Origin of the sequence: Blautia sp. MSK18_10 (assembly GCF_020553185.1) — a bacterium.
In the GTDB taxonomy this organism is placed as follows: Bacteria; Bacillota; Clostridia; order Lachnospirales; family Lachnospiraceae; genus Blautia_A; species Blautia_A wexlerae.
In genome coordinates this window covers 87,359-107,148 of record NZ_JAJCGT010000004.1, presented here as the reverse complement: position 1 = coordinate 107,148, position 19,790 = coordinate 87,359, and the positions used below count along the sequence as shown (strand labels likewise).

Sequence of the window (19,790 nt, the reverse complement as noted above, 5' to 3'; positions counted from 1 at the left end):
TCTGTGGGATACAGGATTTCTTTTCTTTTGTCTGCGAATCCGACTGCAATTATCAGCCTGACTTCAGTCCGGTCAGATTATTTTACAGTTACTTTAACTGTTTTGGTTACGCCATTGCATGTTACTGTAATCTTGGCAGTACCTTTTTTGATACCTTTAATTGTACCCTTGGATGATACTGTAGCAATTTTCTTGTTGTTGGATTTGTATGTAACTTTTCCTGACGGAGCTGCTTTTGCTGTAATCTTAGTTGTTTTGCCGACTTTTACAGATACAGATGTTTTGCTCAGTGTAAGAGTTGGATTTTTAACTGTTACTTTGCAGGTTACCTTTACATCTCCGCATTTAGCTGTGATGACTGCACTACCTTTTGCTTTTGCAGTAACTTTACCGGTTGTTTTGTTTACGGCTGCAACTTTTGGGTTGCTGGAAGTAAATGTAACTTTTGGTGCATCTGCTCCTGTTACAGTTGCTTTCAGTGTAGTTGTTTTTCCTTTGTAAACAGTGGCTGTTTTCTTGTTGAGAGTTACTGTTACCTTCGTATCTGCTTTAACAAGAGCCTCTACTGCTGCGTTCAGATGGGTTGTAGCTTCATCAACCTCTGCCTGAGTTGGCTTTTCTTTTGCAAGAAGATCCTTTGCTTCCTGAAGCTCTAACTGCATTGCCTTCCAGGAATCTGCTGTGTAATCTGCTTCTTTTAAGGCTTCTGCTTTTTCTACTGCTGCTTTTAATGCTGTTGTATCTGCTTCTCCTGCTTCCGGTTTTACGATGTTTGCATCTGTTGCATTAACTTCAAATACAGTATCTGCATATCCCATTGCATATACGGTGATTTTCCATTTGCCGGTTCCATCTGTTCCTTTTGGAAGCTGGCAGCGGTAGGAATCTGTCAGACCAAGCTGGATTCCCATTGCCTTGTGCATCCAGTTATCTGCTGCAAATTTTGTTCCGTAAGATGCCAGAACTTTATTACCATTTCCGTAGTAATCCCATTTTACAGCATACATTTTAGCACCAAGAGCACCATATCCGTCACCTGTAATATCTACTCTTAAGAATTCGCCGTAACTTCCACTTGCTTCTTTTACTGTTGCGGTAACATTGGATGCTGTCTGGAGTGCCTGATCTTTAAGTCCGGAACCTGTACCGTTTGTTCTGGCCTTGAATGTGAATGTTCCATCGGAACCTTTTACAGCTTCTTTTAAGCCGTTTGTTTCAGCGGTAACATCCGCAACTGCACTATAGGACTGCAAATTGTTTTCTCCAAATCCTCCGGCAACTGTGCTTCCGTCTTCCACAACCTTGAACTGGGATTTGAAGGCTTCATAATCTTCTGCTTTTACTGCGACAGGTACATATTTCAGGCCTACTACGTTATAATGGTCGAATTCTACAACACTTCCATCAGCTTTTGTAATCTGTCCTCTTTCAGGCTGATTCAGCTTTACAGTTGTTCCGTCTGTAAGAACTGCATCATTAGCTGAGGTCCAGTAGGAAATCTCATAAGAACCGCCGTTTTTGTCATACATGATTGCTTCACACTGGTAGCTTCCTCTGTGCAGGCCATGGTTTACAGTAGCTCTGGTTACTGTGTCGAAACCGCCTTTGTCAAGTTCATCATGGCTGTCTTTTGTTCCATTGGAAGCTGTGTTTGCAGCATTATAAACTCCCTCAGATGCCCAGTACTGTGCCCATGTCAGACCTGCATAGACATATTTGTAGCCTGTTTCTGCTGTTGCAGCGAATTCATCTTCTGCTGCTGCCTGATCGTCAACAAAAGGTGTTTCCTCATCGCCTGCAAAAGCATCAGCGGTGTCATCTGCTGCATCAAACTCATCTGTCTGTGCCTCAGTCTCCACAGCAGTATCAGATGTAAAATCCGCAGCCATAACCGGTAATCCTGAAACCATCATTGCTGCACTTAAAATTGCAGGAGCTGCCATTTTGATCAAATTTCCTTTGCGCATACCTTTAAATCCTCCTGAATATGATTTGATAAATAGTTACTGTTCACAGTAACGATAAATATATTTCCAAACTGTCCGGAAAACTGAAAGTTTTGACAGTTCAGAGATCTTTATATAAGATAAGCCTATTCACTGATGGAATAAGTATCTTTCAGTAATTGAAATCTTTCTTTCATGCCTTCCGTCATCCAGACATGATCAGAATCATCTACGAACAGTCCGTCTGCATTGTATTTCTTTAAAAGTTCCTCTGCTTTCTCTTTTCCTAGTACAAAGCAGGCAGTGGAAAGTCCGTCCGCATTCAGACCATCATCACACACAACCGTCACAGATGTAAGACCACTTCTTGCAGGATATCCTGTAGCAGGATCCAGTATATGATGATATCGGACACCATCTTCTATAAAATATTTTTCGTAATCTCCGGAAGTAGATAAAAATTCAGTACCATTCAGAGTAACTACTCCAAGGTAATCACCTTCTGTATCCCGCGGATCAGTGACAGCTACCTGCCAGGTTGAGCCGTCGGGTTTGCTTCCATAGCTCATAACACTGCTGCCGCCAAGATTCAGAATCATGCCTGATACATTCTTATCTGCATCAAGAATCTTCTTTGCTGCATCGCAGCCGATTCCCTTACCTGCCGCACCCAGATCCAGGGTTACTCCTTCCGGCATGGTAACTTTATTTCCATCCAGAGTCACCTTGTCATATCCTACATTTTCAAGCAGGGAATTTAATTTATCATCTGAAGGAATGTGCGGATCCTCTCCGTCAATATCCCACAGGCGGATCACTCTTCCCATAGTAGGATCCATGGCTCCGTCAGAATCCTTCGACAAATCCAGTACCTGTTTTAAACAGGTGGCAGTTTCATCAGATACCGTTGTTGTATTTCCGGCATTTTGATTGATCTGATATATCTGAGAACTTTCTTTTGTCCAGGAGATCCAGTTCTCTTCCACATCTTTTAATGCAGAGATTACGTCTGCTGTGATATCCTCACCTGTTGTGTAAAGAGTCTCTGATACTACAGTGTCCATAGCAAAGTCTGTTTTGGTGTAAGTGTTTATTTCAGAGTTTCCCCATGCAGTCCGGGATGTGCATAAAAGAGATGCCGTAATGAAAAGTCCCAGCACAAAAGAGCGTCTGTTTGTCATATATTTCTGATTCCTTATCCTCTTATTGTTGTTGTTATCTAACTCTATAGACTATATCATTGTACGGATAGTATGTCTACCAATATAGTTAGTTCTTACTAATCAAATTTTCTCAATAAGTTAGTAATTGCTAATTTTTATCAATAACAGTGCCTGTGTGAATATTTTTTCTTGGGCAGACTGCAGTGCAGGCGTGACAGCAGATGCATTCCCCTGAATGTGCAGTATCGCCGTCAATATCCAGATGTGCCGGACATCTCTTCTTACAGAGAGTGCACTTCTGCGCACAGTTTGGACGATTACGTTTGAAAAGTGCTCCCGGGATGATCGGCATGATTGCAAATACCGCTCCCATGGGACAAAGAAACTGGCAGAAGAAACGCTCCTGTGTACACATTCCGACCATGATCAGGATCAGCAGAACTGTTCCTGCAATATATGTAGATTTTGGCAGTCTGCCTGTTGTAAGCATGGAGAATACATCCCATGGACTCATTCCCTGTAATTTAGAATAGAATCCTGTTATGCAGGAGAGAAGCAGGAATATAAGAAGCACATATTTTACTTTCTGTAATCTGTGCACCCATTCCTCCGGATATCCATGTTTTTTCTTTTTTCCAAAGCATTTCGCACGGATAAATGCGGTAAGCTCATACAGAGCATCTCCCAGCGAGCCAAACGCACAGGCATAACCGCAAAAATGACGTCCGAACAGAATGGTAATGATCAACAGCAATGCCGTGATATCCAGAAAGGAGTTCCAGGTTACGCTCTGCTGTCCTCCGATTGCAAGAAAGATAGATTTTACTCCTGCAAATGCAGTAGAAAAAAGAGATGGCGCTGCTATAAAAAATATAAGCTGTATGGCGGCACGGATCAGCCGTACCTTTCGTTGTTTCTTTTTCATGCGTTTTCCGCCTTTGATAATGCGTCATTTACTGCTTCTAAGATACCGGTAGAACTGAAAGTTGCTCCGGAAATGGTGTCAACATCTGTGCTCTGCTCGCTGATGATGCTGTTTATGACATTCTCACCCTGTGACAGATAAGCACTGTCTTCACCCGGTGCACTGACTACACTGACTGCTGTAATGGTATCGTCTTCCAAAGTTACCTGAACAGTGATCGTTCCACCGTATCCTGTTCCTGAACCTTCGAAGGTGCCATTCTTATATACATTGTCAGAGTCATCGGCTTCTTCAGAATCTGCCTGGTCTGTATTTTCCTTATTATCTGTAGAATCCTTTTCGGATTTATTATCAGCTTCTGAAGAGGCATCAGAAGAAGTTTTACTTTCTGCTGCTGTTTTCTGTTCTTCATAAGTTTCCTGTAATGCTGTAAGAATCTGGTCCTGCTGATTCTCCAGACTCTCTACTTTTGCAGTCAGGTCTGCAATATCCTGAGTCTGTTCTTTATCCTTTACTGTTCCATTATAGAAAAATACCGCCATGATGATCAGCAAAAGAGCAATCAGACGCAGATAAAAATTTTGATTATTCACGTTGTTTCCTCTCTTTCATTTTATTTTTGCCGGATATGACATTTGTTTTTGAGCGAAGCAAAACTTAATCACAACTAACTTTGGAAGTATATCATTTTCGTATCCAAAAATCTATATATAATGGCTTTTGCTAATGTTGTTTTTTTCTCATTAAGATGACCCCGGAGTAAAATCCGAGGTCATTTATTGTGTGAGTCATTGATCTGTTATCATTTATTTTACTTTTACTGTAAATACCTTTTTAACTCCGTTGCAGGTTACTGTGATTTTGGCTGTACCTTTTTTCTTTCCTTTTACAATGCCTTTGGAGCTTACTGTTGCAATCTTGGTGTTGCTGGATTTGTAAGTAATCTTTCCGGATGGGGTTGCTTTTGCGGAAATTTTTGTTGTTTTTCCTGCTTTTACAGTCGCTGAAGTTTTTGTAAGTTTCAGTGATGGATTCTTAACTGTTATCTTGCAGGTTACTTTGTATTCTCCGCAGGATGCTGTGATCACTGCTGTTCCTTTTGCTTTAGCAGTTACAACACCTTTGCTGTTTACTGTAGCCACTTTTGTGTTGCTGGATTCCCATGTAATTTTATCGGTAAGGTTTGTTGTAACTTTGAGAGTGGTTTTTGTGCTGCCTTTTGTATATAGAGTCTTGGAAGAAGTATTTAATTCAAATGTATTTTCTACTTCTTTGTAAGTAAAAGTAAGATTATTCTTATATCCCACAGCAGTTATTTCAAATACAGTTGTGTCTGTTACCTGAAGATCTGTGAGGTCTAAAGTTCCATCTTCTTTTACAATGATTTTGCTTCCTTTTCCTGTTGCGGCATATTCTGTATCATCAACTTTTACTTTGCTGATGCTCTTAATGTATGCAGAGAATTCTTCTGCAGTAATGCCTTCTGCTGCAACCAGCTTTGTCTCGTTACTGTCATAGGAAGCCGGCATTTTGTCTGTATTTACTGTAAATTCAGTGACAATAGCTGCGTAGTTTCCGCTGGCATCTGCAATTTCAACCTTGTGTGTTCCCAGTGAAAGAGTTCCAACAGCAAGTTTTCCGTCTGTGCAGGAAACCGCAGTTCCGTCTACGGCATACTGTGCCTTGAAATCAGCAGGCAGTGTCTGGTCAAAGGTAACTGCTGCAGATGTGTCTGTATTCATAATATCTGCTACTGTTGCCTTGATTCCTGTAGTTGTCTGTACCTTTACATCCGGAACATCAAAGGTGATCATTCCCTTATCTGTGTAATAAGTAACGCTGTCAATGGTTTTTCCCATGATTGATTTATAATGTGCAGAAGAAACAGGGCATCCGTGAACTTCTGTTGTATATCCGGTTCCCCAGGCAAGCTTGCTTCCGTGCCAGATATTCTCCAGATGACGCAGGCCATAGTTAGTTCCGTCTGTAGTATTTACAGTTACACCATAAACCTTATCTGTGGTTGTATCGAGCAGTGATGAAAAAATTTCCTTGTCCAGATCCAGTTCATAATCACCGTATTTTGTTTCTGTTTTTAATGTAGCATCAATTGCAACTGTCTTTGTCTGAGCGCCTTTCATTGCTGAGAATGAATAGCTGCCATCTGCATTTACAGTAAGTTCTTTGTAATAAGACGGTGTTTCGCTTAAAATGTAATAAGAATAAGAGGCATTTTCAATCAGGGAATCTTTTCCTGTATAGGTATTGCTGCTTGTCTGTCCTTTGTTTGTCACAGTAATTGTAACAGAGTCAGAATCTGTTACCTGTTTCTGGTCTTTCAGGAGGGAAAGATCACTGACTTTTACAGGGAATGTAACACCTGTTACATCGGTTCCGTTGGGGTCTACATGATAAGCGGAATTTCCGTTCATCATTCCGGAAGTTCTTGATTTATTAAGGGTTGCAGATGTAAAGGCATCCACTTTTACATCATTGTTTTTCAATTCTGCCTTATAGAAATCATCATATGGGATGTTCATAAGAACATAGGCTTCGCCCTGCTGTGCTTCTGCAGCAAAAGCATCCTGGACATCTTCGGTGGTAAATTCTTCCTGCGCATCCTCGGCGTCAAACTCTTCGGAAACAGAGAAATCTGTACTGTCTGTAAGTACCTCACTGTCTGTAAAATCAGATGCCAGAACTGCATATGGCATGCTGGTCATAGCAACTGCGGCACTCATTACAACAGGTGCTATTTTTTTCATAAGCTTTTTGTTTGTCATGGTTTTCTCCTCTTCTAAAATTTTTCTTTTTGCGGAATCACTCTTACCAGAGGGTTAATCAACTTATTAACCAAAGGGATTTTACTTTTACCAAAAGGGAGTGACTTCTGCCAAAGATATTCATATAGGATTGCTATAGGTATGCTGTCAGCAGTAATTATATAAAATAAATTAGTCACTACTAACTTGTAAAATAGTAACATGTCTGTCTGAGAAAATCCACACTTTTTTATCTGGGATATTCGTCATTTTTTCTCAATAAATACTTCAGTAAAAATCAGTATTAGTTATATCTAACTTATGGTTGCGGGAATATTTTTTCTATGTTAAAATGTCTGAAGAATTCCGAGAATTCCATTTTGGATTTTTTTGAGAGGAGAAAATAGATTTATGAAGCAAAAAACAGCCTGCCTCGGGCTTTTTTCAGCTGTGGCGATCATTCTGGGATATGTGGAATCACTGATTCCGGTTTTTGCGGGGATTCCGGGGATTAAACTTGGACTTGCCAATCTGGGAGTACTTTTTATTTTGAAGAAATATTCATTCAGGGAGGCTGCCCTGGTTTCTGTTGTCCGCATTCTGGTGATCGGATTTATGTTCGGAAATCTGTTCAGTATCCTGTACAGTCTGGCAGGCGCTGCGCTTAGTATGACGGTTATGACACTTATGCTGAAAAAAACCTCCTTCAGTCTGATCGGTGTCAGCGTTGCAGGAGGTGTTTCCCATAATATCGGTCAGTTAATCATTGCCATGCTGATCGTACAAAATGCAAGTGTGTTTGTATACGCACCGGCACTTCTGGTGGCAGGTGTTGCTGCCGGAGTAGTGATCGGCGGACTTACTAACGAGATTTTGAAAAGAGTTCATCTATAACTTTAAAAGCATCAGTTATCTGAATTTATAATCTTTCAGATAACTGATGCTTTTTTCAATCTTCTTCTATATGTTCCCGTCCCTGGTTGATAATCGTGCGGACATGATCATCTGCCAGAGAATAGAAAATAGATTTTCCCTCTCTGCGGCTCTTTACCAGTTTATTCTGTTTCAGAATACGAAGCTGATGAGAGATTGCAGACTGAGTCATATTCAATGCTTTAGCGAGATCGCAGACGCATACCTCTGCCTCAAACAAAACAAACAAAATGCGTATTCTGGTAGAGTCTCCGAAAACCTTGAAAAGTTCTGCCAGATCATAAAGCTCTGTCTCCTCAGGCAGAGTCTCATTTACAATCTTCAACAGATCTTCATGAACCTCAAAACCATCACATACTTCATCTTTACGTTCTTCCATTCTGTCACCTGTTTCCTTTCTCATTACTGCCAATTTTATCTATATTTACAGTTTTTTCACAAATAACGCACGGATGGCATTCAATACCGCAATAATCATAACTCCTACATCTGCGAAAATTGCCATCCACATATTTGCAATACCAATGGCACCCAGGATCAGGCAGATAACTTTGATACCTATAGCAAAATAGATATTTTCATATACAATGCGAATACATTTACGTGCGATCTTAATTGCTTTGGAGATCTTCAGCGGGTCATCATCCATAAGCACAATATCTGCTGCCTCGATCGCTGCATCGGAGCCAAGGGCACCCATGGCAATACCGATGTCTGCTCTGGACAATACCGGGGCATCATTGATACCGTCACCTACAAATGCCAGTTTTTCTTTGGCTGTTTTTTTATCCAGAAGTTCTTCCACCTTTGTTACCTTATCAGCGGGAAGAAGTTCACTGTAAACTTCATCAATTCCCAGCTCTGAGGCAACCTGATCTGCAACCCGTCTGGAGTCGCCGGTAAGCATAACAGTTCTGGAAATGCCGGCCTTCTTCAGTTCTGTAATGGCCTCTTTTGCATGAGGCTTGATAATATCAGAGATCAGGATATGTCCTGCATATCTGCCATCTACAGCCATGTGTACCACGGTTCCTACGTGATGACATTCCTGATAGGCAACACCAAGCTTCTTCATCAGTTTTGCATTTCCCGCTGCTACAGAGACACTATCCACTTTGGCGATCACACCGTTTCCGCTGATCTCTTCAATATCTGCAACACGGTTTCTGTCAACAGGTTTGCCATATGCTTTCTGCAGACTCTTGCTGATGGGATGGGAAGAAGAACACTCTGCAAGTGCTGCATACTCTAACAATTTCTCATCAGACATTTCATTGTGGTGAATACCACTTACCTCGAATACACCCTGGGTCATGGTACCTGTTTTATCAAATACCACATATTTGGTCTGTGCCAGTGTTTCCAGATAGTTGGAGCCTTTGACAAGCACTCCCTGGTTGCTGGCACCGCCGATTCCTGCAAAAAAGCTTAACGGAATACTGATCACCAGTGCACATGGACAGCTGATTACCAGGAAGGTAAGTGCTCTGTAGATCCAGTCACCCCACATTGCAGGTTTTCCCATGATCAGCAATGCGATTGGCGGGAGCAGAGCAAGGGCAAGGGCACCGTAGCACACAGCAGGAGTATAATATTTTGCAAATTTGGAAATAAAGTTCTCGGATTTTGACTTTCTGGAGCTGGAATTCTCTACAAGCTCCAGGATTTTAGATACTGTGGACTCACCAAATTCCTTTGTTGTGCGGATTTTCAATAAACCGGTCATGTTGATACAGCCACTGATCACTTCATCTCCTACCTTTGCATTTCTTGGAAGACTTTCCCCTGTCAATGCACTGGTGTTTAATGTGGAAGTACCTTCTGTGATCACACCATCAATGGGTACTTTCTCTCCCGGCTGTACAACAATAATAGTTCCGATCGCTACCTCGTCCGGATCCACCTGTTCCAGCTGGCCGTTATTTTCTACATTTGCATAGTCAGGACGGATATCCATCAGTTCACTGATATTTCTGCGGCTCTTTCCTACTGCATAACTCTGGAAAAGCTCTCCGATCTGATAGAAAAGCATAACTGCTGTGCCCTCTGTATAATCTCCCAGAAGGATGGCACCTATGGTAGCCACTGCCATCAGGAAATTTTCGTCAAAGACCTGCTTATTTTTAATCCCTTTGAATGCTTTCTTCAGAATATCATATCCGATGATCAGATAAGGGATCATGAAAAGACCAAACCGCAGATAACCCTCAACCGGAAGCTGGGAAAAAACAACCAACAGAATAAGGGATATGATAATTCTTACCAGCATTTTTTTCTGCTTCTTATTCATCTCAATACCTCTTTTCTTATTACAATTTATAACTGTTCCATAGTCAGGCGGATAAAATCATCCGCTTTACTGCTTGCCTATAACCGAATCCAATCAGTAAAAAAACAGGGGCTGCCGGCAAAAAGTTTATCCACCGGCAGATATGGCGGTAAATTATTCTTTATGCAGCAGTCCCTGAAATACTTTTATTAAAGGAAGATCTCGCAGTCGTCTTCTACTTTCTTGCAGTTCTTTAATACGTCTTTCATAACTGCTTTCGGATCCTGTCCGTCTTCGAATTCAACGATCATCTTCAGCATCATGAAGTTAACAGTTGCATCTTTAACACCGGCTGTATTCTTAGCAGCCTCCTCCATTTTATTAGCACAGTTTGCGCAGTCTACGTCGATTTTATAAGTTTTCTTCATAATATTTTCCCTTTCCGCTCATCTCTCTTATATTAACATATGAGCACTTGTTCATTTGTTTGATTTTATTATAGCATTATTTTTTCTTCTGTCAATAGTTTTGAGGAGATTTCTTTACGGAAATAAAAAGTTATGTTATAATCCATGTTATTATAGTTTAACGTATTGCTTTAATGTTAAAAAAACAGGATATTATTATCCGGCAGGTATCAAAATCATAAAAAGAAATATGATACTCTTTGACAGAACATAACTGCCTGTACTGTTTGCGTACAGCAGTTCACAGCAGCAATATCGGAAATAAAAAAGGAAGGAGTATCAATATGGCGATACATGAATCAGGAGAAGATTATCTCGAAGCGATCCTTATGATCAAAAAAAGAAACGGTAATGTCCGCTCTATCGACATTGCACATGAACTGTCTTTTTCAAAACCGAGTGTCAGCGTTGCAATGAAGAATTTGAAAGCCAGTAATTACATTACGATTGATGAGAACGGATTTATCAATCTGACGGAAACAGGGCAGGAAATTGCAGATAAGATTTATGAAAGACATACCTTTCTGACCGGATGGCTGACTTCTATCGGAGTTGACCCGAAGGTTGCTGCCGAGGATGCCTGTAAGATGGAGCATGCGATCAGTGCAGAGAGTTTTGCTGCCATTAAGAAGTCTATTGCAGGCACGCATGAAAATTAAATAAAAACATAATAAAAACCATATCCCGGATTTTCAGAGACTAAGCATCTGTTGCTTTATCATGAAATCCCGGATATGGTTTTTATGGTTATCTTTATGCTTCCTCTTCTTTTGGAAGAAGATTTCTCATACTTCTTAAACTGATAGTCAGTGTTGACATGTTATGAAGCAGTGCAGATGTTGTAGGCATAATGATACCTGTAACTCCAAGTGCGATCAGACCGCCGTTTATACCGATAATAGTTCTGTAATTATTGTGGATACGCTTCATCAGCGCTGTACTCAGTCTCTTCAACGTAACAATCTCATGGAGATTATCTGCAGAAATTGTAACATCTGCGATTTCACGTGCAATAGCTGCGCCATCACTGATAGCAATTCCCACACTTGCAGAAGAAAGTGCCAGAGAATCATTGATCCCATCACCGATCATAATAACTTTATGCCCCAGTTCTTTTTCTTTCTCTACAAAAGATGCCTTATCTTCCGGCAGAACTTCGGAGTAATATTCATCTACGCCTACACGTTTCGCAATAGCTGCTGCTGTACGTTCACTGTCACCAGTCATCATTACGACTTTTGTAATGCCGGCTTCTTTTAATTCACGTACTGCATCTGCAGCCTCTTCACGAAGCGGATCCTCTACACAGATAACTGCTGCAAGTTTTCCTTCGATTGCAAGATACAGGTGAGAACATTCTAATGGCAGGTGTTCAAATCTGTCTTCCATTCCTTCCGGAATTACACACTTTTCATCTTCCATTACGAAATGCCAGCTTCCGATCACTGCCTTTTTGCCTTCAATAGTTGTAGAAATACCATGAGCTACGATATATTCTACTTTTGAATGCATTTCCTCATGAACAAGATGTTTCTCTTTGGCTGCATTGACAACTGCTCTTGCCATGGAATGAGGGAAATGTTCCTCCATACATGCTGCAATACGCAGAAGCTCATCTGAACTCAGCTCTTCACTGAAAGATACCACATCTGAAACTACAGGCTTTGCTTTTGTAAGTGTACCCGTCTTGTCAAATACAATAGTCGTGGCATCAGCCATTGCTTCCATATATTTACCGCCCTTTACAGTAATACTGTGAGTACTTGCCTCACGTATAGCGGATAATACGGAAACAGGCATGGCAAGCTTCAGTGCGCAGGAGAAATCTACCATAAGTACCGCAAGGGTTTTCGTCATGTTTCTGGTAAGCAGATAAGTTATCCCTGTACCTGCAAGAGTGTATGGTACAAGTCTGTCTGCAAGATGTTCTGCATTACTTTCCACAGAGGACTTCAACTTCTCAGAATCCTCGATCATGTTGACGATCTTCTCATAGCGGCTGGAACCTGCTGCTTCTTTAACCTTAACAGTGAGTTCGCCCTCTTCCAGAACAGTTCCTGCATAGGCAAAGCTGCCTTCTGCTTTACGTACAGGCGCAGATTCACCTGTCAGAGAAGTCTGGTTGACCATTGCTTCTCCTGCTGCAACATCTCCGTCAAACGGAATCACATTACCCATATGTACGCGTATCAGATCACCTGCTTTAACAGAAGAAGCAGATATAAGAACCTCCTGTCCGTCTTCATTTACAAACCATACTTTCTCTGCATTGATAGACATGCTTCTTGCAAGGTCATTGACGGATTTCTTATGTGTCCATTCCTCAAGGATCTCACCGATTCCAAGCAGGAACATGGTGGAACCTGCAGTATTGAAGTCACCGCGGAGCATAGATACACCGATTGCTGCTGCATCCAGAACAGGTACCTCCAGTTTTCCCTTCATCAAAGTACGTACACCATGATAAATGTATTTCACTGATTTCACTGTAGTGATCGCTACACGTACCGGGTATGGCAAAAACATTTTATTTAATGTACGCATTACTACAGAGTTGATCAGTTTTTCTTTATAGGTTTCGTTTAATTCACGTCCGGAATTCTCAAGTGCTGATTCAGATACCTGAGCAGTTTCATAGGAAAATCTGCTCAGTAAACGAATCAGCCCATCTCTGCTGCCGGTATAGACAACAGCGACATCCTGAGTCCTTACATAAACCGATGCCTTGCTGATATTTGCCTCTTTCTCCAGATAACACTGCAGAATATCCGCCTGTCTGTAGGTCATGTGTTTCTGCGCAAGGTGGATACGAATTCGTCCTTTTATTTCATGCTTAATAGCAAATTTCATTATTCCTCGCTGCCTTCTTCTGTTTCTTCTGTCTCTTCTTTGAAATCTGTTGTCTCTTCTGTTTCTTCTGCTGCTTCGTCAGCTGTATCTTCTACCACTTCCTCAGCTGCTGCTCTGTCTTCGTTGATCTGCTGTGCTTCTGCATAAATATCCTCAGCATTCTCCTGAATTGCGGAAGCTGTTTTCATTACACATGCCTTTGCACGTAAAACGGCTGCTGTGCAGTTTGTGTATAATTTCTTTGCATCTTTACTTGTAAGAATCTTGATACCTGCTGTACCGAAAGCTACTCCTGCTGCAAAGATTCCTGTTTTTTTACCGTCAAATTTAATCATTGATGTATCCTCCTGTTGTGATTTTTAATTTATTGTAACCACTCAGCATCCTTTCGGTGCTGAACAGTTATGAACTGTTTTCAGATAAATATGATGGGCAAACGCATTATTGCGACATCAGCTTATTTATATTTCATGTATTATACAGCCAAAGTTTCTGTATTTCTACTTTTTTTTTCTTATTGAGAAATGTTCTCATTTCAGACATGTTAAGATGGTTACCGGAAACCATATTGCCAAAAGAGCGTAAAAAACTGAAGAAATATAAGAAAGCCACCGGAAATTATACTCTTCAGTATTTCCCGGCGGTCATCAGTTCGTTCTCTATTTAAATTTTTACTTGTTTTCAATGTTTAAAATCACAGGAATTTACGAACATCCGCTCAATTTCCTGTTTGTCAATGTATCCACAGGCCTTCAGTCCTGTCAGAACTACATTGTTAAAACTGTCTTTTGATAATTTCTGGACTGTATTGTCATCCAGCTCAATGGTGCATACACTTTCATCTTTACAATCCGGATTTCTCACGATTTTATACATATTTCTTCTGCTGATCGCACCAATTTCTTCCAAAAGATTTACCATACGGTAAACCGTAGCTGATCCGATGCCCGGATCCAGGCGGGATGCATTGTAATAGATTTCTTTACAGCAGGAACACTCATTTTCAAGAATGACTTCCAACAGCATTCTTCTCTGTTTGGTAATCCTGCATCCTCGCTTCTTTAATTCCTGGATTACAACATCTTTCTGCATTCGGGTTCTCTGGTAATTGGGCTCTTTACAATTTTCCTGTCTCTGTAATGCTGCTGCTCCCAAAATCACATCATCCTTCCGCTTGTTAATTTCTGTTTCCTGACATATGGCTGCTGTTTGGCATCAGGTTTCAGTAATATGCCTGATTCTCAATGGCACCCTCTGCAGTGGCTGCAGTCTCCGCCACATGATGACTTGCCGCTTTTTTTGTCTCTGACGATTCCTCTTATGATCAGTCCGACAATTAAAATCAAAATTGCTCCTACAATCAATGTTCCCATAAATGACACCTCCTGCTTTATATCATTATCATACACATATAATCACTATACTGCAATCTGATAATCAGCAGTCCACTAACTGTGAAGATACGTTACTGTTCACTTCGTTCTCAGTAACACGCTCCGCGATGAAAAAGGTATGAAACAGTTGCAATTCTGTTTATCAGAACCCGCACCACCAGATGGGACGCAGGCTCTGATCTTATTACTGTTTTATCTGGCTTTTGCCATACCCTTTACCTTTACATTAAGGCTGCCGCTTTCCTTATAAGGTCTGAACAGCAGATATAAAAATCCGATGATAATTGCGAATGCAACCACTGTCCAGATACCGAAACCGCCGCCTGTAACCAGTGTACCGATCTGATAGATACACAGAGACACAAGATATGCAAGTCCACACTGATATCCGATTGCAAATAAAAACCATTTTGTATTGTTCATCTCTCTCTTGATCGCACCCATAGCTGCGAAGCAAGGAGCACAAAGAAGGTTGAATACCAGGAAGCCGTAAGCTGCGATCGGTGTCATGGCTGCTGCCAGGTTACCCCAGATCTCAGCACCGTCTTCTGCAACTTCTGCGAATCCATAAAGCATACCAAATGTAGCTACTACATTCTCTTTTGCGATCAGACCTGTAACAGCTGCAACTGCCATCTTCCATCCTTCGCCGGCTTTTGTCCAGCCAAGAGGTGCAAAGATCCATGCGATTGCTGTACCGATCTTAGAAAGGATACTCTCGTTAAGTTCTTCAACCATACCGAAGCTTCCGCCTTCCCATCCGAAGCTCATTAAGAACCACAGAATGATTGTTGAAAGAAGGATGATTGTTCCGGCTTTCTTAATGAAGGACCAGCCTCTTTCCCACATACTTCTTAAGATATTGCTGACTGTTGGCCAGTGGTATGCAGGAAGCTCCATAACGAACGGAGCCGGATCACCGGCAAACATTTTTGTTTTCTTTAAGATGATACCGGAGCAGATAATTGCTGCAATACCGACAAAGTAACAACTTGTTGCAACCCATCCGCTGTTTCCGAAGAATGCACCTGCGATCATGGCAATGATCGGAAGTTTAGCTCCGCAGGGAACGAATGTAGTTGTCATGATTGTCATCTTTCTGTCACGGTCATTCTCGATCGTACGGGAAGCCATAACACCTGGAACACCGCATCCACTGCCGATAAGCATTGGAATGAAGGATTTACCTGAAAGACCGAATTTACGGAAAATTCTGTCCATGATGAATGCTACACGAGCCATGTAACCACAGGACTCAAGGAATGCAAGGAATGCAAACAGTACAAGCATCTGAGGTACGAAACCGAGAACAGCTCCCACACCGGCTACAATACCGTCAAGGATCAGTCCCTGTAACCATGCTGCACAGCCAATCGCATTCAGCCCTGATTCAATTGCCGGAGGAATGATCTCACCAAACAGAACATCGTTTGTCCAGTCAGTTACGAAAGCACCAACTGTAGTTACAGATACATAATATACGATAAACATTACAACTGCAAAGATCGGCAGTGCCAGCCATCTGTTGGTAACAATACGGTCGATCTTATCAGATGTGGAAAGCTTATCTTTTCTTGCCTTAGTCACACACTGACCAATGATAGAAGAAATATAAACATATCTCTCATTTGTGATAATACTTTCTGTATCGTCGTCAAACTCATTTTCCATTTCTTTGATCTCGGCAGATACATTTACGGATGTATTCATCTGCTCAATGATCTTGTCATCTCTTTCAAGAAGCTTGATCGCGAAGAATCTCTTCTGTTCTTCCGGTACCACACCGGTCAGTTTATTCTCAACTGCTCCGATGATCTCTTCTGCTTTATCGCAGAATTCATGGACAGGTGTTACTTTCCGGTGGCTCTGGGCAATGGAAACTGCCTTGTTTGCAGCTTCTGTGATTCCAGTTCCCTTCAGAGCAGAAATAGTAACAACTTCACAGCCAAGTTTCTTTTTCAGTTTATCAATATGTATTGTATCACCGTTTTTCTCAACGATATCCATCATGTTGACTGCCATGATGACCGGAATCCCAAGTTCCAGAATCTGTGTTGTAAGATACAGGTTACGTTCAATATTGGTACCATCAACGATATTGATGATCGCATCCGGTTTTTCCTGAAGAATGTAATTTCTTGCAACTACCTCTTCAAGTGTATATGGTGATAAAGAATAAATACCAGGTAAGTCAGTGAGGACCACATCCTTGTGTCCCTTCAGCTTACCCTCTTTTTTCTCGACAGTTACACCTGGCCAGTTACCTACAAACTGATTTGAGCCGGTCAGTGCATTGAATAATGTCGTTTTACCGCAGTTCGGATTACCTGCGAGTGCAATTTTTACTGACATAATCTCTCTCCTCTGATTTCTTGATCTCTTTTATTTTGATCGCTTTATCCAATCTTTCTGCTGTTGATATCACACTCAACAGTTATTAGTCATCACTAATACTTAGTTTTTATTAACTATTAGATGGCACTAATTGTTAGAAAGACCTAACATGATGTCAAAAAAATTATTCCACGACAATCATTTCGGCATCTGCTTTACGTAAGGATAATTCATATCCTCTTACAGTTACTTCTACAGGATCTCCCAGAGGTGCAACTTTTCTTACATAAATTTCCACGCCTTTAGTAATTCCCATATCCATGATTCTTCTCTTGACCGGACCTTCACCGGTAAGCTTCTGGACTTTAACGGTCTCTCCAACATGAACTTCTTTTAATGTCTTCAAGTTTCTTTCCCTTCTTTCCCCGGAGCGTGTCTGAAAAATCATTTTCATAATCTATACGCTCTGGAATTTTATTTTTCTTTCAGGAAGAAATTATGGTTCAGACCATAATTTTGCTTGCCATATCTTTTCCAATGGCAACCCTGGATTCTTTAACATTAACGATCAGGCTTCCGTTAATCTCAGAAACAACTGTGACAACTCCTCCTACTACGAAGCCAAGCTCCTCAAGATGTCTCTTCACTTCTTCTTTGCCTCCGATCCTTTTGATTGTAAAAGGTTCACCTGCATTTACCATTGATAACGGCATTTCTTCATCCCTTCCTTTGCATTTAATAAGTGATAAACATTATCTTTATCATGTAGTTAGTGTATTCTAATTTTGGTTAGATGTCAATAACTTTATTGAAATTTTTAATGATAAAGTTTTTCAGTTTAAAACATTAATAATTTTTTTCATTAATTTATCACTATATTATGCAATATATACAAGAAAAGTATTTATCAGCAACGTGCTTCGAGAATACCGTTGAGTGCATTTCCGCTGCTGGTATGGCAGCGCACAATATCTGTAGAAGCGCCAACCTCGTCCAGTGCGCATTTTACCATCTTATGGGATACAGTATTTGTAAAAAGTACCAGAAGATCCGGACATCCTATCTTTTTTCCAAAGTCGGCTTCCATCTGTGTAAATACTTTACATTTGCATTTATAAGATTTGCAGATTTTTTTGTACTGTCCTACCATTCTGTCATGTCCGCCTACGATTACAATACTCATGTATTATCCTCCTTTTGTTCTTTTAGATATATTAATATGGGGATTGGAAAGTATTTATCCCTTGCCTGATAATCGGGCATTGATAATACTTTGGGTATGGTTAACTTTCTCTAACTGTAAGTTAGTATAAACTAACATAGGCTGCTTGTCAATATCTTCATGAAAATTTTGCGAAATTCATCCAAATTGTGAAGCAATTATTTATAAAAAAGAATCCTGCTTGCAGGATTAGCAGGATTAATTTCCTGTAATATAACAATAAAACTGCCATACAGTAATCTAACTGTACAGCAGTCTTTATGTATTTGTTAATATCTGTTATTTTTCGGGATTGGAATCATCATTCCGGCAATGCCACATGATCCAGTATTCCGGTAAGATGTGCGATGGTTATCCCGTAATTGGTCACAGGTACCTGTTGCTTCTTTGCCCTGTCGATGCGGTACATCACATATTTCCGGTTAAACATACATGCTCCGCACTGGATGATCAGATCATATCCGGTAAGGTCATCCGGAAAATCGGTTCCGCTTACCAGCTCTACCTGCAGGTTTTCTCCAAATCGTTTTTTCAGCATCCGGGGAATTTTCACTCTGCCAATATCCTCTTTCAGAGGTGCATGTGTGCAGCATTCGGCAATCAGTACATGAGAAGTTTCTTTCAGACTGTCAATTGCTTTTGCTCCCTCTATGTAGTAAGAAAGATCTCCCTTGTATGCCGCAAACAGTACAGAAAAGGAAGTAAGCATGCTCTCTTTTGGTTTGTTCTCATAGATGTATGGGAACACCTGAGAATCTGTGATGATCAGCTTCGGTGGTCTGGAAAGAGTCTGCAATGCAGCCGGATACCGGTCAGTAGTTACACTCATTATGAGACATCTTTTATCCAGCAGTTCTCGTAGAGTCTGTACCTGGGGCAGGATCAGCCGTCCCTTTGGTGCCTGGATATCCTGTGGCATTACAAGGAGTACCAGATCATCTTTGGAAACCAGATTCCCGGTGATCATTCTGTTACCGTAGCCTTCCGGGATTTTTTCTGCCAGAAGCTCTTTTAATTTCCGGATTCCCTCTCCCGTTTCAGAACTGACAGGACAGACCGTTTCTCCTGTATTTTTCTGAATCATCTGAATCAGATATTCTTTTTGTTCCTGTGTATATAGATCAGCTTTACCAAGCACCGGGATTACCGGTGTCTGCCGTTTCTTAAAATAGTTATACCATTTTAATTCCTGTGCCATTTCATCCCCACAGAAAAGGATGATCGCCAGTTCAGTTTTCTGTGCAGCCAGACTGGTTTTTTCTATTCGTAATGCACCCAGTTCTCCTTCATCATCAAATCCTGCCGTATCGATGAGGACACAGGGACCAAGAGGATAGATTTCCATTGATTTGTATACAGGATCTGTGGTAGTTCCGGCAACATCCGCAACAATCGATACTTTCTGTCCGGAAAAAGTATTGATAAATGAGGATTTTCCACTGTTGGTTTTGCCAAAGATTCCGATATGCAGACGGTTTCCGGAAGGTGTTTCGTTCAATGTCACTGCCATATTAATCCCTTCTTT

The 19,790-nt window shown here is 41.0% G+C and carries 19 protein-coding genes; 2 read left to right on the top strand and 17 right to left on the bottom strand.

Going from position 1 to position 19,790, the window contains the following annotated elements:
• Positions 1–77: 77 nt before the first annotated feature.
• The 5 genes from LI074_RS03565 to LI074_RS03545 all read right to left on the bottom strand — a co-directional run bounded on the left by LI074_RS03565 (position 78) and on the right by LI074_RS03545 (position 6,817).
• The gene (locus LI074_RS03565) at positions 78–1,967 is read right to left on the bottom strand and encodes a penicillin-binding Tp47 domain C-containing protein (RefSeq protein WP_118521885.1); all 1,890 of its coding nucleotides are present in this window, start codon (positions 1,965–1,967) and stop codon (positions 78–80) included.
• 125 nt (positions 1,968–2,092) lie between these two features.
• Positions 2,093–3,127, bottom strand: a complete 1,035-nt coding sequence (locus LI074_RS03560) for an FAD:protein FMN transferase (protein WP_118521884.1) — start codon at positions 3,125–3,127, stop codon at positions 2,093–2,095.
• A gap of 130 nt (positions 3,128–3,257) precedes the next feature.
• Positions 3,258–4,034 carry a 4Fe-4S binding protein gene (locus LI074_RS03555; protein WP_118521883.1) on the bottom strand — a complete coding sequence of 259 codons (777 nt, stop codon included), beginning with the start codon at positions 4,032–4,034 and terminating at the stop codon, positions 3,258–3,260.
• A complete protein-coding gene (locus tag LI074_RS03550) occupies positions 4,031–4,627 on the bottom strand; it encodes an FMN-binding protein (RefSeq protein ID WP_117674512.1) in 597 nt (198 codons plus the stop codon). Before LI074_RS03550 ends, LI074_RS03555 begins: the two co-directional genes overlap by 4 nt.
• Positions 4,628–4,840: 213 nt before the next feature.
• Positions 4,841–6,817 (bottom strand): Ig-like domain-containing protein, encoded by a 1,977-nt coding sequence (locus tag LI074_RS03545; protein WP_118521882.1) that lies wholly within the window; start codon positions 6,815–6,817, stop codon positions 4,841–4,843.
• 390 nt (positions 6,818–7,207) lie between these two features.
• Between LI074_RS03545 and LI074_RS03540 the strand changes: the two genes are divergently transcribed.
• Positions 7,208–7,690 carry a Gx transporter family protein gene (locus LI074_RS03540; RefSeq protein WP_118330758.1) on the top strand — a complete coding sequence of 161 codons (483 nt, stop codon included), beginning with the start codon at positions 7,208–7,210 and terminating at the stop codon, positions 7,688–7,690.
• A gap of 55 nt (positions 7,691–7,745) precedes the next feature.
• On the opposite strand, the gene LI074_RS03535 is transcribed toward LI074_RS03540, so the two are convergent.
• From LI074_RS03535 to LI074_RS03525, 3 genes are all read right to left on the bottom strand, one after another.
• A complete protein-coding gene (locus LI074_RS03535; protein WP_118330770.1) occupies positions 7,746–8,108 on the bottom strand; it encodes an ArsR/SmtB family transcription factor in 363 nt (120 codons plus the stop codon).
• Between the two features lie 45 nt (positions 8,109–8,153).
• Positions 8,154–10,019, bottom strand: coding sequence for a heavy metal translocating P-type ATPase (locus tag LI074_RS03530; RefSeq protein ID WP_118330757.1), 1,866 nt, complete (start codon positions 10,017–10,019; stop codon positions 8,154–8,156).
• 188 nt (positions 10,020–10,207) lie between these two features.
• Positions 10,208–10,426 (bottom strand): cation transporter, encoded by a 219-nt coding sequence (locus LI074_RS03525; RefSeq protein WP_019161536.1) that lies wholly within the window; start codon positions 10,424–10,426, stop codon positions 10,208–10,210.
• A 323-nt stretch (positions 10,427–10,749) separates the two neighbouring features.
• On the opposite strand from LI074_RS03525, the gene LI074_RS03520 reads away from it, so the two are divergent.
• A complete protein-coding gene (locus LI074_RS03520) occupies positions 10,750–11,124 on the top strand; it encodes a metal-dependent transcriptional regulator (protein ID WP_118330769.1) in 375 nt (124 codons plus the stop codon).
• A gap of 94 nt (positions 11,125–11,218) precedes the next feature.
• Here the strand turns inward: LI074_RS03520 and LI074_RS03515 are convergent, their stop codons facing one another.
• The 9 genes from LI074_RS03515 to hydF form a co-directional block, all read right to left on the bottom strand.
• Complete coding sequence (locus tag LI074_RS03515; RefSeq protein WP_025577010.1) at positions 11,219–13,315, bottom strand: heavy metal translocating P-type ATPase; 2,097 nt, start codon at positions 13,313–13,315, stop codon at positions 11,219–11,221.
• Positions 13,315–13,650, bottom strand: a complete 336-nt coding sequence (locus LI074_RS03510) for a DUF6110 family protein (RefSeq protein ID WP_008703066.1) — start codon at positions 13,648–13,650, stop codon at positions 13,315–13,317. The genes LI074_RS03515 and LI074_RS03510 overlap by 1 nt, the downstream gene beginning before the upstream one ends.
• A 346-nt stretch (positions 13,651–13,996) precedes the next feature.
• Entirely contained in the window at positions 13,997–14,407 is a 411-nt protein-coding gene (locus LI074_RS03505) for a transcriptional repressor (RefSeq protein WP_008703065.1), read from the bottom strand.
• A gap of 149 nt (positions 14,408–14,556) precedes the next feature.
• Entirely contained in the window at positions 14,557–14,688 is a 132-nt protein-coding gene (locus LI074_RS03500; RefSeq protein ID WP_008703063.1) for a FeoB-associated Cys-rich membrane protein, read from the bottom strand.
• Positions 14,689–14,901: 213 nt separating this feature from the next.
• Positions 14,902–17,061 (bottom strand): ferrous iron transport protein B, encoded by a 2,160-nt coding sequence (gene feoB, locus LI074_RS03495; RefSeq protein ID WP_008703061.1) that lies wholly within the window; start codon positions 17,059–17,061, stop codon positions 14,902–14,904.
• Positions 17,062–17,227: 166 nt separating this feature from the next.
• A complete protein-coding gene (locus LI074_RS03490; protein WP_022380698.1) occupies positions 17,228–17,449 on the bottom strand; it encodes a FeoA family protein in 222 nt (73 codons plus the stop codon).
• 97 nt (positions 17,450–17,546) lie between these two features.
• Positions 17,547–17,756, bottom strand: a complete 210-nt coding sequence (locus LI074_RS03485) for a FeoA family protein (protein ID WP_008703058.1) — start codon at positions 17,754–17,756, stop codon at positions 17,547–17,549.
• Positions 17,757–17,950: 194 nt separating this feature from the next.
• A complete protein-coding gene (locus LI074_RS03480) occupies positions 17,951–18,226 on the bottom strand; it encodes a DUF2325 domain-containing protein (RefSeq protein ID WP_008703057.1) in 276 nt (91 codons plus the stop codon).
• 340 nt (positions 18,227–18,566) lie between these two features.
• Positions 18,567–19,775 carry a [FeFe] hydrogenase H-cluster maturation GTPase HydF gene (gene hydF / locus LI074_RS03475; RefSeq protein ID WP_265107637.1) on the bottom strand — a complete coding sequence of 403 codons (1,209 nt, stop codon included), beginning with the start codon at positions 19,773–19,775 and terminating at the stop codon, positions 18,567–18,569.
• Positions 19,776–19,790 lie beyond the last annotated feature (15 nt).